This window comes from Streptomyces sp. NPDC050619 (genome assembly GCF_040654815.1).
Taxonomy (GTDB): domain Bacteria; phylum Actinomycetota; class Actinomycetes; order Streptomycetales; family Streptomycetaceae; genus Streptomyces.
Genome location: NZ_JBFAIR010000013.1, coordinates 201,258 through 215,707, shown reverse-complemented (window position 1 = coordinate 215,707; position 14,450 = coordinate 201,258). Strand labels below are relative to the sequence as shown.

Annotated in this window: 13 protein-coding genes and 1 pseudogene; 6 read left to right on the top strand and 8 right to left on the bottom strand. The window is 69.4% G+C overall.

The window, feature by feature from the left end; translation table 11 throughout:
• Positions 1-5: 5 nt before the first annotated feature.
• Entirely contained in the window at positions 6-641 is a 636-nt protein-coding gene (locus AB0I77_RS22725) for an ATP-dependent Clp protease proteolytic subunit (RefSeq protein WP_363284469.1), read from the bottom strand.
• Between the two features lie 326 nt (positions 642-967).
• Here AB0I77_RS22725 and AB0I77_RS22720 point away from each other — a divergent pair, with 326 nt between their 5' ends.
• Complete coding sequence (locus AB0I77_RS22720) at positions 968-1,924, top strand: integrase core domain-containing protein (RefSeq protein WP_363284468.1); 957 nt, start codon at positions 968-970, stop codon at positions 1,922-1,924.
• Between the two features lie 65 nt (positions 1,925-1,989).
• Here the strand turns inward: AB0I77_RS22720 and AB0I77_RS22715 are convergent.
• A pseudogene (locus AB0I77_RS22715) lies at positions 1,990-2,704 on the bottom strand (helix-turn-helix domain-containing protein); the annotation flags it as partial.
• Positions 2,705-3,340: 636 nt separating this feature from the next.
• On the opposite strand from AB0I77_RS22715, the gene AB0I77_RS22710 reads away from it, so the two are divergent.
• The 5 genes from AB0I77_RS22710 to AB0I77_RS22690 are packed head-to-tail and all read left to right on the top strand — an operon-like array spanning position 3,341 to position 7,752.
• The gene (locus AB0I77_RS22710) at positions 3,341-3,787 is read left to right on the top strand and encodes a zinc ribbon domain-containing protein (protein ID WP_363284467.1); all 447 of its coding nucleotides are present in this window, start codon (positions 3,341-3,343) and stop codon (positions 3,785-3,787) included.
• Positions 3,788-3,846: 59 nt separating this feature from the next.
• Positions 3,847-5,109, top strand: coding sequence for a CoA transferase (locus AB0I77_RS22705; RefSeq protein ID WP_363284466.1), 1,263 nt, complete (start codon positions 3,847-3,849; stop codon positions 5,107-5,109).
• 57 nt (positions 5,110-5,166) lie between these two features.
• Positions 5,167-6,345 (top strand): acyl-CoA dehydrogenase family protein, encoded by a 1,179-nt coding sequence (locus AB0I77_RS22700; RefSeq protein WP_363284465.1) that lies wholly within the window; start codon positions 5,167-5,169, stop codon positions 6,343-6,345.
• A gap of 37 nt (positions 6,346-6,382) precedes the next feature.
• A complete protein-coding gene (locus tag AB0I77_RS22695; protein WP_363284464.1) occupies positions 6,383-6,883 on the top strand; it encodes a hypothetical protein in 501 nt (166 codons plus the stop codon).
• On the top strand, positions 6,880-7,752 hold the full coding sequence (locus tag AB0I77_RS22690; RefSeq protein ID WP_363284538.1) for a hypothetical protein: 873 nt from the start codon (positions 6,880-6,882) through the stop codon (positions 7,750-7,752). The genes AB0I77_RS22695 and AB0I77_RS22690 overlap by 4 nt, the downstream gene beginning before the upstream one ends.
• Before the next feature lie 119 nt (positions 7,753-7,871).
• Here the strand turns inward: AB0I77_RS22690 and AB0I77_RS22685 are convergent, their stop codons facing one another.
• The 6 genes from AB0I77_RS22685 to eno all read right to left on the bottom strand — a co-directional run bounded on the left by AB0I77_RS22685 (position 7,872) and on the right by eno (position 14,394).
• Positions 7,872-8,738, bottom strand: coding sequence for a 3-hydroxybutyryl-CoA dehydrogenase (locus AB0I77_RS22685; RefSeq protein WP_363284463.1), 867 nt, complete (start codon positions 8,736-8,738; stop codon positions 7,872-7,874).
• Between the two features lie 419 nt (positions 8,739-9,157).
• The gene (locus tag AB0I77_RS22680) at positions 9,158-10,066 is read right to left on the bottom strand and encodes a LysR substrate-binding domain-containing protein (protein WP_363284462.1); all 909 of its coding nucleotides are present in this window, start codon (positions 10,064-10,066) and stop codon (positions 9,158-9,160) included.
• Positions 10,067-10,236: 170 nt separating this feature from the next.
• A complete protein-coding gene (locus tag AB0I77_RS22675; RefSeq protein ID WP_363284461.1) occupies positions 10,237-11,343 on the bottom strand; it encodes an alcohol dehydrogenase catalytic domain-containing protein in 1,107 nt (368 codons plus the stop codon).
• A 67-nt stretch (positions 11,344-11,410) separates the two neighbouring features.
• Positions 11,411-11,962 (bottom strand): carboxymuconolactone decarboxylase family protein, encoded by a 552-nt coding sequence (locus AB0I77_RS22670; RefSeq protein WP_363284460.1) that lies wholly within the window; start codon positions 11,960-11,962, stop codon positions 11,411-11,413.
• Between the two features lie 38 nt (positions 11,963-12,000).
• Positions 12,001-13,005, bottom strand: coding sequence for a VOC family protein (locus AB0I77_RS22665; RefSeq protein ID WP_363284459.1), 1,005 nt, complete (start codon positions 13,003-13,005; stop codon positions 12,001-12,003).
• Positions 13,006-13,065: 60 nt separating this feature from the next.
• Positions 13,066-14,394, bottom strand: coding sequence for a phosphopyruvate hydratase (gene eno / locus AB0I77_RS22660; RefSeq protein ID WP_363284458.1), 1,329 nt, complete (start codon positions 14,392-14,394; stop codon positions 13,066-13,068).
• Positions 14,395-14,450 lie beyond the last annotated feature (56 nt).

Genomic DNA, 14,450 nt, shown 5'->3' with positions numbered 1-14,450 from the left:
GCCGCTCACCTCCCGGTGGGCGGGGCGATGGTGGTCTTGCGGCTCGGGATGATGTGGTCCGCGAGGCCGTACTCCAGCGCTCCCGGCGCGTCCAGGATCTTCTCCCGCTCGATGTCGGCGTTCACCTGCTCCGGGCTGCGGCCGCTGTGCTTGACGAGCAGTTCCTCCAGGCGGGAGCGCACGCGGAGCAACTCGTCGGCCTGGATGGCCAGATCGCTCGCCTGTCCCTGCATCGGCTCGTACACGGCGGGCTGGTGGATCACCACGCGCGCGCCCGGCAGCAGGTTCCGCTTGCCGGGCGCGCCCGCCGCCAGCAGCACCGCGGCGGACGAACCGGCCTGCCCCAGACACGTCGTCTCCACGTCACAACGGATGTACTGCATCGTGTCGTAGATCGCGGACATCGCGCTGAACGAGCCGCCGGGGGAGTTGATGTACAGCGAGATGTCCCGGTCCGGGTCCTGGTACTCCAGGTACATGAACTGAGCCATCACGTCGTTCGCCGAGGTGTCGTCGATCTGCGTCCCGAGGAAGACGATCCGCTCCTCCAGCAGCTTCGAGTACGGATCCATCGACTTGGTTCCGTAACTCGTGCGCTCGGTGAACTCGGGCAGCACGTAGCGGGCGGATGGTCGGGTCATGGGTACCCCTCCTTCGGCGTCTGTAAAAAATGTACAGGATGTACGTGACGTTATGATGGGGGCAGACTCTAGTGATCAAGCCGAATGCCCAGGCCGGAGGGTCTTTATTGCTCCCTGTGGGGGCTCGTGTCTCACATTCCTGTCACCGTTTGACGGCTCTATGGCGTGAGCGTTGTCGCCGTTGCATTCGGTAACTAGCTCGGACCCCATGGCACTGCGCATGCTCTACCTGGTCTTCCTCCGACTCCTCGGAACTGCTCCTGCTGCTCTCCCGCTCGCAGCAGACCAAGGACGCCGAGCTGCTCGCGCTGCGCCACGAGAACGCGGTGCTGCGCCGCCGGCCCGGCGTCCGGCCACACCTCACCTGGCCGGACCGCGCAGTGCTCGCCGCCCTCGCCCGGCACCTACCCTCCCGGCTGCGCCGACACCGCCTGTTCACACCCGGCACCCTGCTCACCTGGCACCGGCGACTACTGCGCTGGAAGTGGAAGCAGAAACCCGCACGGACCGGCCGCCCGCCGATCTCCGAGGAACTCACCGCCCTGATCCTGCGCCTGGCCCGCGAGAACCTGGCCTGGGGCTCAACCCGTATCCAGGGCGAGCTGCGGCGCTTGGGCCACCGCGTCGGCGCCTCCACCATCCGACGCATCCTGCGCGGCGCCGGCCTCGGCCCCGCACCCAGACGAAGCCGCGGCGCCCCGACCTGGCGCGAGTTCGTACGCGCCCACGTCTCCGGCCTGCTCGCCGCCGACTTCTTCCACGTGGAAACCGCCGCGCTGACCAGGCTGTACGCCTTCGTGGTCATGGAGGTCGGCACCCGCACCGTGCACATCCTCGGCGTCACCGCCCACCCGACCGCAGCCTGGGCCACCCAGCTCTCGAGGAACCTCCTCGCCAACCTCGCAGACCGCGCCGCCGGCTTCCGCTACCTGCTACGCGACCGCGACAGCCGCTACACCCAGGCGTTCGACGCCGTCTTCACCGCCGACGGCATCGAGATCCTGAAGAGCGCGCCACAGACACCGCGGATGAACGCCCACGTGGAGAGGTTCATCCGCAGCGTGCGGGCCGAGTGCACCGACCGGATGCTGATCTACAACGAGCAACACGCACGGCGTGCCCTCGCCGAATACGCCGAGCACTACAACTCCGGAAGGCCGCACCGGGCCCTGCACCTTCGCGCACCAGCCGACGATCCGGACGTCATCCCCTTCCCCGCCCAACACATCCAGCGCCACGACGTCCTCAGCGGACTCATCCACGAGTACCGCGACACAGCCTGACGAAGATCACGACAGTCTGGCGAACGCCCAGCTCAACGCATGCGCGGGACTTTTAGCACCCAACAGGCGCGGATCGATTTCAGCGCCGCCAGGGTGTTGGCGGTGCCCTTGCGGCGCCGGTTGACGCCCCACAGCCGGTCGTCGCCCACGGAGTAGCAGCCGTGGAAGTAGGTGACGCCGTGCGTGCGGCGGTAGGTCGCCGCAGACGGTCGGGCTTGCCCTGCTTCGCCCAGCAGGAGCCTGCGGTGGGCCGGATGCCCAGGGGCCCGAACTCGTCGAATGCGAAGACCCGGTCGGGGAAGCGGTCCAGCACGTGCTCGATGCGGTCGAGCTTGGGGTCGCGTTCGGGGTCGGGTGACTCCTTCCATGTCTTGGTGCGCTGGAAGGTGATGCCGCAGCGTTACAGCAGGCACCGTAACGCTTCACGGCCAACGCGGATGACGCGTCCGTGCACGCGGCGCAGGTAGGCGGCGAGTTAGTGGCCGTCTGGACGACGAAGTCCTCGTCGTCACGACTGAGCAGGCGGGGACGGCCTCCCGCCCATCGAGGGTCCAGGCAGGCCAGGCCGATCTCGTTGAATCGGTGAATCACGTCCCGCACCGTGTCCTCGTCGGCTTGGACCAACTGGGCAATCACCGGGACACGGTTCCCGCCGGCGGACGCGAGCAGCATCATCGCCCGCCGATAGCGCACCGAGCTTGTACTGGCCCGGCGCACGATCCGCTGCAGCTTCTGCCCCTCCTGGTCGGTCAGTCTGCGCACCCGCACAGGCTCAGCCACCACACCTCCAGCGGTCGAACGGACGTCACCGCCCATCCAACCGCTCCAATCGCCAACCCGGCGAACCTTCCCGGTCAGAGCACTAGCGAGCCCGGTCACATGGGTGTGACGAGGATTTATCGGGCCGCGTTCGATCGGTCCCGGGGGTACGGGACTCCGAGGTTCATGCCGCTGTCTGTGCCGATCGGTGGCTGCTGCCAGACGAGGCTCATCTGCGCGCCGGCCTCCGCTCGCGCTTGCGGCCTCGATCTGGAGCCATGCCTGGTGGAAGGCCATTCGTGCCAGCAGACTGCTGACCTCGTCGGTGAGTTGTTGTCTTACGGCGGACGAGGATTCGGGGCGGCGCCGTATGCGGTACGGCATCTCCAAGTACTCCGCCGGCCCGGTGCGTCCGTGGTGGGAGGCCGAGAGCAACGAAGTCGCCCAGTGCATCGACAGGACCCGCGCGCAGCAGCGCTCCAAGGGGAGATTAGCGCGGGAAATCCCGCTCTGACCTCAGCCAACGGAGCGTATTCCGCGCACAAAGATGCGTCAGTACGTCGTTGACCGCCGATCCGCGACGGGGCCAGGGTAGGGAGCCACATCGGATCCCGACCACCCGTTTTCCGGTCACCGAACTGCGTGCAGGAGGCCGTGATGCTCCAGACAGACCCACGTGAACCCACCGAGGTCGCGGACGACCACGAGGACGCTGCCGTGACCACGACCGCGACGACGACCGCGGCCGTCGCGCCGGACGCACCGGCGGTCTGCCGCGTGCTCCTCTTCCAGCGCTGCCTCTGGTGCGGCACCCCGGCCTACCGCCGTTCGTTCTGTCGTGCCTGCGGGTCCACGGCCTTCGAACGGGAGCGCAGCGAGGGCTCCGGGGTCGTCGTGCGTCGGTACGGCCATGTTCCCCACAACACCTGGTTCGTCGCGATGGACGAGGGCTTCAACCTGCTCTGCCAGGTCACCGGGACGGCACCGATCGCGGTCGCGGTGGGGGTACGGGTGAGCGTCGTACGGTCCGTCGCCCCCCTCGGCCAAGGCCTGCCCCTCGTCGAACTCCCCCACCCTGCCCCTGCTCTGGAGCGCTGGTGGTGACGGGAAGCGGCCGGGACACAGTCACCTCGCAGACACAGGACGATCAGAGCGGAGGGTGCGTGGGCACCCAGCACAACGCACCGGAGGGACGGGCCGGCGTTCTCGACGGAACGGGGCGCGGCGCGCTGGACGGTCTGCGCATCGCCGACTTCTCCCGGGTCCTCGCGGGGCCCTACGCCACGATGCTCCTCGCCGACCTCGGCGCCGACGTGGTGAAGGTGGAACGGCCGGGTATCGGGGACGACACCCGTGCCTGGCACCCTCCCGCGGACCACGACGGCACGTCGACCTATTTCCTCGGCGTCAACCGGAACAAGAGGTCCGTCGTCCTGGACCTCACGACCGACGCCGGCGCCGAACAGGCCCGCGCCCTGGTCGCCGAGTCCGACGTGCTGGTGGAGAACTTCCGTCCCGGCACGATGAAACGACTGGGGCTCGGCCCTCTCGAACTCCGTGCCCGGCACCCGGAGTTGATCTACTGCTCGATCAGCGGTTTCGGCAGCGGCGAGGGCTCGGCGATCCCCGGATACGACCTGCTCGTGCAGGCCGTCGGCGGGCTGATGAGCGTGACCGGAGACGCGGCCGGGGAGCCGATGAAGGCGGGCGTGGCACTGGTCGACGTGATCACCGGGCTGCACGCCTCGCTCGGCATCCTCGCGGCCCTGCGGCACCGGGACGCCACCGGGGAGGGGCAGTGCGTGGAGGTGAACCTGCTCGGCTCGCTGCTGTCGGCCATGGTCAACCAGGCGTCGGCGTTCGTCGTCGCCGGTGTGGTTCCGGGCCGTATGGGCAACGCGCACCCGAGCATCGCCCCGTACGAGACCTTCCCGGCGGCCGATCGCCCGATCGCGATCGCGGTGGGCAACGACCGGCAGTTCGCGGCGCTCGCCAAGGTGATCGGGGAGCCCGGTCTCGCTGCCGACGACCGCTTCCGCACCAATGCCGACCGCGTCGTCCACCGAGCCACCCTGCGGGACATCCTGACCGAACGGCTGGGGGGCGCCGGCGCGGACCACTGGTCGGCCGTCCTGTCGGCCGCGGGCGTGCCCACCGGACCGGTCAACACGCTCGACGAGGCATTCGCCTTCGCCCAGAAGCTCGGCCTTCCCGGCATCGTCGACATCCCCGCCGCACCCTCAGGGGGAGCAGGCGGAGCGGACGGAACGCAGGTCGTGCCCTTCCGCCAGGTCGCGAGCCCCATCGCACTGAGCGGCACGCCGGCGCAGTACCGCCTGCCGCCGCCGCGCCTCGGCCAGCACACCACCGAGATTCTCCACAGCCTTTTCGACCACGTCTCCGCACCGAACGAAGCGGCCAGTTGACCTCTCCGGCGCGGACACCGCGACCGAACCGATCACCACAACCTCCAGGAGCTTACGATGAGCGGCGCCAAGCCGATGAAGGACCCTCTCGACCTGCTTGACCTCTCCTCCACATTCAGCGACGAGGAGCGCGAGATCCAGGCCACCGTCGCCAAGTTCCTCGCCGACCGGGTGCGCCCGCACATCGGCGAGTGGTTCGAGAACGCCCACTTCGCCCGTGAACTCGCTCCAGAACTCGGCAAGTTGGGCGTGCTCGGCATGCACCTCGAAGGGTACGGCTGCGCGGGCACCAACGCCGTCAGCTACGGACTGGCCTGCCTGGAGCTGGAGGCGGCGGACTCTGGCTTCCGCAGCTTCGTCTCCGTGCAGGGCTCGCTGTCGATGTTCTCCATCTGGAAGTGGGGCTCGGAGGAGCAGAAGCAGGAGTGGCTGCCCCGGCTCGCCGCCGGTGAGGCCATCGGCTGCTTCGGCCTGACGGAGCCCGACTTCGGCAGCAACCCCTCCGGAATGCGCACCAAGGCCGTCCGCGACGGCGACGACTGGATCCTCAACGGCTCCAAAATGTGGATCACCAACGGCGGTGTCGCCGATGTGGCCACCGTCTGGGCACAGACCGAGGACGGCATCCGCGGCTTCCTCGTGCCCCGCGGGGTGCCCGGCTTCACCACGCAGGACATCAAGCAGAAGATGTCGCTGCGCGCCTCCATAACCTCGGAGCTCTACTTCGACCACGTACGGCTGCCCGACTCGGCGCGGCTGCCCCTCGCGGAGGGCCTGCGCGGACCGCTGTCCTGTCTGAACGAGGCCCGCTTCGGCATCCTGTTCGGCGCGGTCGGTGCGGCACGCGACTCGATCCAGGCAGCCATTCAGTACGCCGACTCCCGAATCCAGTTCGACAAGCCGATCAGTGGATTCCAGCTCACCCAGAAGAAGCTCGCCGACATGAGTGTGTCCGTGGGCAACGCCGCGCTTCTCGCCGTGCACCTGGGCCGGCTCAAGGACCAGCACCGCATCCGGCCCGAGCAGATCAGCGTCGGCAAGCTCAACAACGTCCGTGAGGCGATCGCCATCGCACGGGAGTGCCGCACCATCCTGGGGGCCAACGGCATCTCCCTGGAGTACTCGCCGCTGCGCCACGCCAACAACTTGGAGTCCGTGCTGACGTACGAAGGAACCAGCGAGATGCACACCCTGGTCGTCGGACAGGCGATCACCGGCCAGGCGGCGTTCCGCTGACCACGACGCCGACCGCGACGGCTGAGAGAAGACACCCGTGACCATCGTCGTACTGGCCAAGCAGGTCCCGGACTCCGGTGCCGAACGCACGCTGTCCGAGGCCGACAGACTGCGCGGCGCCGACGTGCTGACCACCGCGAAGGTCCTGGCAGCGGCCGTGCGAACCATGGAGGACGTCGACCTGGTGCTCGTCGGCGACGCCACCACCGACGGCCAGGCGAGCGCGGTCCCCGCAGTCGTCGCGGACTTGCTCGGCCTGCCGCAGGTGACCCATGTGCGCAAGCTGGACGCGGACGCGGGACGGGTGCGCGCCGAGCGCGAGACCGAGGACGGCGAGGTGACGCTGGACGCCCCGCTGTCCGCGCTGGTCAGCGTCGCCGAGAACCCCGACACGGACGTGGCCGGATTCCTCGTGACCCGCACCCGCGTCATGGAGGCCGTCCCGCGTCCTGTGCGGACCGCCGGAACCCGCGTCACGGACGACGGTTCGGGCGGCCGGCAGCTTGCCGCGTACCTGATCGCCCAGAAGCTCGTCTGAACCGCCCGACCAGGAGACAGGCCCCCATACCCGAAGTCCTCGTACTCGCCGACCACGACAGGGATCGTGTCAACAAAACGACATATGAACTCCTGGCCGCCGCACGACGGCTGAGGGACCCGGCCGCCGTCGTCGTGGGAATTCCCGGCGCAGCGACGCGCCTCACGAAATCCCTCGCCAGCCACGGCGCCACAAGCGTCCTCGCGGCGGAATCCACCGACGCGGCCGAGTTCCCAGTCACGCCCGCCGTCGACGTCCTGGAACTCGCGGTCCGGGAAACCGCCGCTGTTCTGGTCTCCGCCACGACGGACGGCAGGGAAGTGGCCGGGCGTCTCGCCGCGCGGCTGGACGCAGGGCTGCTGGTCGACGCGGTCGACCTGGACTCGTCCCGGGTGGTCACCCAGATCGTCTTCGGCGGGTCCTACACCGTGCGCTCCCAAGTCACCCACGGCATACCGGTGATCGCCGTGCGTCCGGGCACCTTCGAGCCGGAGGAGCATCCCGGGGAGGCAACGGAGCGGGAACTGGGCCTGCCGCCGATCGACCCCGCGGCGTCCGCACGCATCACCGCACGGCGCGCCGCCCCCCGCGGGCGACCGACCCGGACTGCTATGTCCGGTGACGGCGCCCCGGCGCCCCGGGGTGCCGCCGCCGCACACCGCGGTTGCCGCCGCCACCTGTACAGGTCGTCGGCGGAGCAGAGCTGCACCGTCTCGGGCCGGGTCCGGGAACAGCGTCTCGCGCCGTGCAGGGCGGCGGCCTCGCCGATCCCGCCCTGCACCACCTGCCGGTCGGGCGCCGTCGGCGGGGATGCTGTTTCCCGGATCCGGACATGTCAGTCACGCCCTTCAAGGCGGCCTACGGCATGAGTCCCCGGCAGGCGCCTGCGACCCGTCGAACACGTTCAGCGTGTGCTTCGTGACGACGTCGGTGACGACGGTGGGCGAACGGTGCCCCGACACGCGGGACACCCCGTCGCCGCAGACCCTCAGGCCGTCTGGTAGCCGAAGAACCCCCGCCCTGACTTACGGCCCAGCAGCCCCGACTCGACCATGCGGCGCAGCAGCGGGGGAGGGGCGTACAGCGGTTCCCGGTACTCCTCGTACAGTGCCTCGCCTATCGCCGCCACGGTGTCCAGGCCGATGAGGTCGGCGAGGCCCAGCGGGCCCATGGGGTGAGCGCAGCCGGCGGTCATCCCCGTGTCGATATCCTCCGCCGTCGCGGTGCCGGAGCTGACCATCCGTACCGCCGCCAGCAGGTAGGGGACCAGCAGGGAGTTCACCACGAAGCCCGCGCGGTCCTGCGTGACGATCGTCTTCTTGCCCAGAACCTCGTCTGCGAAGGCACGCACGCGCAGTTCCGTGGTCTTCGAGGTCTGCAACGAGGGGATGACCTCGATCAGTGGCATGAGAGGGACCGGGTTGAAGAAGTGCAGGCCGACCACCGCCTCCGGTCGTCCGGTCGCCGCCGCGAGCCGGGCGATGGGGATCGATGAGGTGTTGCTGGCCAGGACGGCGGCCGGGTCGGTGACGATCTCGTCCAGCTGCCGGAACAGCGCCGTCTTGGCCTGCTCGTCCTCGACGGCGGCCTCGACGACCAGGTCGGCTCCGGCCAGGCGGGAGAGGTCGGCGGTGACCGAGATTCCGGCCAGGACGTGTGCGCGGCCTCCGGGGGCGATGGTGCCGCGCTTCTCCGCCTTGAGCAGGGAGTCCGCCACGCCTGCGAGTCCGGCACGAGCCCTGTCCTCGGTCACGTCGCACAACGTGACGTGCAGTCCGGCCCGGGCGCAGACCTCGGTGATGCCCCGGCCCATCTGCCCGGCGCCGACGACCCCCACGTGCTTGATCGATGTCATGTGTTCCTCCGCCTGTTCCAACGCCCGGCGGCGGTCGACCGACGTCGCCAGGGTCTGTGGGCCGTGTTGAGCGTAGGCCGGGAACACCCCCTCTGAACTGCTCGGACAGCGCGTCATCCGCGCACAAACGTGCGCCGGTTCGGCACTGACCGGCCGTACCGCGCGGAGCCACGCCGATCGCCACCGGGGCGAGCCGGACGGCCGGAGAGGCGAGCACGAGGAGGGGGTTGCCTGAGCCGAGGACGGCTCCCCGGGGCAGACCTGACGGCGCTGGCGAGCAGTGGGCCGAGGCCCCCCTGAGTGGACTGCGGATCACGGAGTGCGGCCCGCACGGGTGCCGTGGACGACCTCTGGGCCGACGCAGCCGCGCCGCCGGGAGCTCTCGCCTCCCACGCACCCCGCGTCGGAGCACCGCGGCTTCAGCCGGCCGTGACCGTGGCGACGGCGGCCTCGCGCAGGCGGCGGATCAGCCCGCGCACCGCGGGCGAGGTCTCGTCCCTGCGGTAGGCACCCACCAGCCGGGTGGTCAGCGACACGTCCGCCAGCGGGCGGTAGGCCACCCCGGGGATGTGCACGCGGCGCAGGGAATCAGGGACCAGAGCCACCGCGAGACCACCGCCCACCAGTGTCAGAGCCGCGATGAAGTCCCGCACCGGGGGAGCGCACCGCGGGCTGAACCCGCCTTGCTGCGCCACCTCGAGAATCTGGTCGCGGCAGCCGTACTCCTCGTCGAAGTGCGGGGCCACGAACCGTTCGTCGCGCAGCTGCGCCGCAGATATCGCCTCGTACGCAGCCAGCGGAGCGCCGGCCGGCAGCGCCAGGACGACGTCCTCGGTGAGCAGGCAGGTGGCCGTGACTTCGGGCGGGTACTCCGGCCGCCAACGCAGAAAGCCGACGTCGATGTCCCCGCAGGCCAGCGCCTCCAGTTGGGCGGGTGTCTCCAGCTCGCGCACCTGCACCGTCAGCTCGGTGCCGGGGGCCGCGCAGCGGGTGAGGACGTCGGTCAGCACTCCGGAGAACGTGGCTGAGGCGACGTACGCGATCTGGGCGTGACCCAACTCCCCGCGACCGGCGCGCCGGCCCACCGTCTCGGCCCGGGAGACCTGGGCGAGGGTCAGCCGGGCCTCTTCGAGAAAAAGCCGCCCGGCGCTGGTCAGCGCCGGGCGGCTGCGCCGTCCGCGGTCGATCAGCCGCACGCTCAAGTGCGACTCCAGGGCCCTGATCTGGGCGCTGAGTGCCGACGGGGCAAGATGCAGACGGTCCGCCGCACGCGCGAAGTGCAGTTCCTCCGCGACGGTGACGAACGATTCCAGCCAGCGCAGTTCCACCGGCTCCTCCATCCTGCCGGGCCCGTACTGACGAGAGCACGGGCCGTGTTGCGGCTTGTGTGAAGCACCCCGCGGCGGCGTCAGGGCAGACAGGACCGCCGCGGGGTGAGTACGGGGCGCCAGGGGCATGGCCGGTCACGGGGCGTCCGGACGCTCGCCGGGGCCTCGGTTCAGGGGAGGACGACGTAGTTGCTGAACCCGCCGTCGCGGTCCTGGAGCCCCGAGATCGCCTCGTTGACCTTGGCCAGCGGGAACGGCTTGGCCTGTAGGTAGGACAGGTCCAGGGCGCCCGTGCCCACCATGTCGGCGAGTTCCTGCCCCTGCGCGGTGCTGAACCAGTTGGAGCCGATCAGCTGGACCTGCTCGTCCATGAGCCACTTCACGTCCACGGGCAGCCGGTCGGCCACACCGCCGACGTTGACGACCCGGCCGCCCCTTCGGACGCCCTGCATGGAGTCGAGCATCGTCTCCACCGGTGCCTTGGCGCCGAGCGCGCTGATCACGTAGTCCGCTCCCTCGCCGCCGGTGCGGGACTTCGCCCACTCGCCGGTGGAGCCGTCACCCAGCCGGAAGACCTCGATCCGGTCCGGGGCCACTTCCTTGACACGCTTGAGGAGTTCCTCGTTGCGGCCGGTCCCGAGGATCCGGGACGCGCCGGAGGCGAGCGCGAGCACGGTCGACGCGACACCGAGGGTTCCCGTGATCCCGTCGATCAGCGCGACCTGGCCGGGCCCTGCGGCGGCGTTCTTGAGGGCGCCGTACGACGTGCCGATGTAGCCGAGCTTGCCCGCCTGCTCGAACGTCATGGTGTCCGGGATGTTGACGATCGAGGACTGCGGGGCGGTCATGTACTGCGCGAAGCCGCCGTACGGGTAGAGGTCGAAGATCCGCTGGCCGTCACGGGAGGTGCTGAAGTAGCCGTTCAGCGTGAAGTAGCGACACCGGCTCAGTTCACCGCCCCGGCACACCTGGCAACTACCGCACCCGCGCAGGGGATTGACGTAGACCCGGTCACCGGGCTTGGTGTTCAGCACCGCCTCGCCGACGGCTTCGACCACGCCGGAGGCGTCCAGGCCGAAGATGGCGGGGAACTTGGGCAACGGCTGGTGCGGGAACCAGGTGGGCCAGTTGTTGATCACGTTGGCCATGTTCGGCACGATCCCGCACGCCTTGACCCGCACCAGCACGTCGGTCGGCCGCGGGGTGGGCACGTCGATGGTGTCCACCGACATCGGCTCACCGAGCGCGTGCAGTCGTGCAGCGAGCATTTTCGCCATTGAAATACTCCTTGGAACTGCTCCGTCCCAGGCGGCCGGAGGCGGAGATCCTGAAATGAAGAATTACCTATGAATTCGAGAAGGGGTTCGGGTAGTTGGCTTCGAGGTCGATGTCCAGGAGCCCCATGATGCGGACGCCGGAGTTGTACCAGGCGATGGACAACGACAGTTCGACCATCTGCTTGTCCGTCAGATTCTCGGCCGCGGCATTCCACGTCTCCTTCGAGACCTCGACCTGGAGCGTGGACTCCTTGGCGAGGCGCATCACCGCCTTCTCCACTCCGTCGAACAGGTCGGACGACTCGAAGTCGGCCACCGCCGCGAGCTGTTCACCGGTGAGCCCGGCCCCCAGCCCGTGCGACTGGTGGTGCGCGACCTCGTACACGGACCGGGTCGCGTGGCCCACGGTCAGGATCGCCAGCTCACGCAGCTTGGGGCTGAGGTCGGCGGCGCGCAGCGAGTTGGCGTAGGACAGGAAGGCGTCCAGCTGGGCCGGCGCATGGGTGAGGGCGAGGAAGATGTTCGCCGTCGGTACCTTGCGTTCGGCCTCCAGCCGGTCGTACAGGGGCTTCTGCGCCTCGTCCGCGTCCTCGCGGTGCAGGTAGGGGACTCGTGCCATGGTTGCTCCTCGGGGACGGGATCGTACGAAAGCGAAAGTCAGCGGGCAGACTGTTCGAGCAGAAACCGCTCCATCGACATCGGCTTCGGCAGCTCGGCCGGCGGGATCTGCTTCACCCCGACGAAGGGTGACGCCTCGAAGTACCACTTCTCCAGGGCCGGCAGGCCCCAGCGGGCGTTGGTGCTCAGCGCCGCCGCGTCCCAGCGCACGGGCTCGATCTCGGTGTCGATCGTCTGGTAGTGGCTGTTGAAGACCTCCACCCGGTGGCCGTCGGGGTCGCGGAGGTAGGCGAAGAGCATTCCGCCCGGACCGTGACGCCCGGGGCCGCGCTCCACGCCGTCGCCGTAGCCGAGAATGCCTGCCCAGTCGCAGGCGGCGAAGATGTCGTGGCTCTCGGAGACGGTGTAGGCGAAGTGGTGCAGGGCGGGCCCGGTGTTCTCGATGATCGCCAGGTCCAGGCAGGTGCCCTTGCGGTACATGAAGGCGCCCAGCAGCTTGTCGCCGTGCTCCAGGTACTCCGAGTTGCGGAAGCCGAGCTCGCTGTAGAAAGCGCACAGCTCGTAGGTGTCGGGGGCGAAGATCTGGTAGTGGTCCAGGCGCTGCGCGTGGGCACCCTTGTAGGACGCGAAGTCGATGTGCAGCCGCGGCCGCGTCTCCATGGTCGCGCACAGTTCGAGCGGCGTGCCGATGGGGTCGTTGACGTGCAGCGTACGACCCTGGTACGGGACGTCGACCCACTCGGCGGGCAGGCCCCGCTCACGGAACCAGGCGTACGCGAGGTCGAGGTCCTCGTCGAAGAAGACCCTGAAGCCGATCCTCCTGGACCTGCCGCCGCCCTCTTCGTCCAGCTCCAGGACGAGGCTGTGGTGGCAGGCCTCGGCGAGGCCGCGGAGGTAGCAGGTGCGCTCGTCCTCGTCGCTGACGACGAGGCCCAGGGCGTTCACGTAGAAGTTCCGGCTCTCGGCCAGGTCGGCCACGGTGAGACGCACATGACTGGCGCGGGTGATGTTGAAACTGGGGCGCAGATTGACGGGAGGCAGCATGGTGGTCTCCGGGCTCCGATCGGCTCTGGATTTCGATGACTGTAATACTTCGAGGCCGTTTTACGGCTTGGCAGCGGAAGGCGCCGCAGTCGTGGAAGACGCGGAATCCGCGAATGTGAAGGCAGACCATCCGCTGAATTCCGCGGATTCGCCGAGGGCCTCCTCGATGCGCAGGACCTCGTTCCATTTGGCCATGCGCTCGGAGCGGGTGAACGAGCCCACTTTCAGCTGGCCGGCGTCCCAGCCGACGCTCAGATGGGCGATGGTGACGTCCTCGGTCTCTCCGGACCGGGCCGAGACGATCGTGCCGAAGCCGGCGTCCTTTCCGGCGCACAGGGCCTGGTAGGCCTCCGTGACGGTACCGGCCTGGTTCGGCTTGACGAGTACGGCGTTCGCCGCCCCGCTGGTGGCCGCCGCCTCCACCCGCTTGGCGTTCGTGACCAGGTAGTCGTCGCCGATCACCTGGCAGCGGTGGCCGTAGCGACGGGTGAACTCCATCATCCCCTCGTGGTCGTCCTCGCCCACCGGGTCCTCGACGGAGAGGATCGGATACTGCTCGACCCAGCCGCCCAGCATGTCGACCAGTGCTTCGGTGTCCAGCGTGCGGTCGTCCAGCGCCAGCGTGTACTGCCCGCCGCTGCCGAACTGCGAGGCCGCGACGTCCAGCGAGATGCCCACCTGGGAGGAGGGCGCGAAGCCCGCGCTCTCGATGGCCAGGGTCAGCATCTCCAGCGCCTCCTCGTTGGAGTCGAAGGCGGGCCAGAACCCGCCCTCGTCTGCCACACCCTGCGCCTTGCCGGCCTTGCGCATCAGGGCTCCGGCCGTCCGGTAGATCTCCGCCGTCCAGTCCAGGGCCTCGGAGAAGCTCCGTGCCGCCGGGCAGACCACCATGAAGTCCTGGACGTCGACGCGGCGGTCCGCGTGGGCTCCGCCGCCGAAGATCTGGATCTCCGGCAGCGGGATGCGGACCGGCCGTCCGCCCGCCAGGTGCTGCCACAGGGGCACGCCCGCCGACGCGGCGGTGGCGTGCAGAACCGCCATGGACGTGGCCACGATCGCGTTGCCGCCCAGACGGCTGCGGTCGGGGGTGCCGTCGAGGTTCACCAGCAGCCGGTCGACGGTCTCCTGGTCACCCGCGTCACGGCCGGCGAGGGCGGGGGCGATCTCGTGGTTCACCGAGCCCACCGCGCGCCGGACGTCGAGCCCGCCGAAGCGGCTGCCGCCGTCGCGCAGGTCGAGGGCCTCGCCCTGGCCCGTCGATGCGCCCGCCGGCGCGATCGCCCTGCCCACCGCACCGTCCGTGAGGTGGACCTCGACCTCGACGGTCGGCCGACCGCGGGAGTCCCACACCCTGCGGCCGTAGAGCTTGGCGATCCGCGCGTCTGTCATTGCGGTGCGACCTTTCGGAGTTCGGACGATCGGGCCAGGAGAATCGGGTCAGAAGA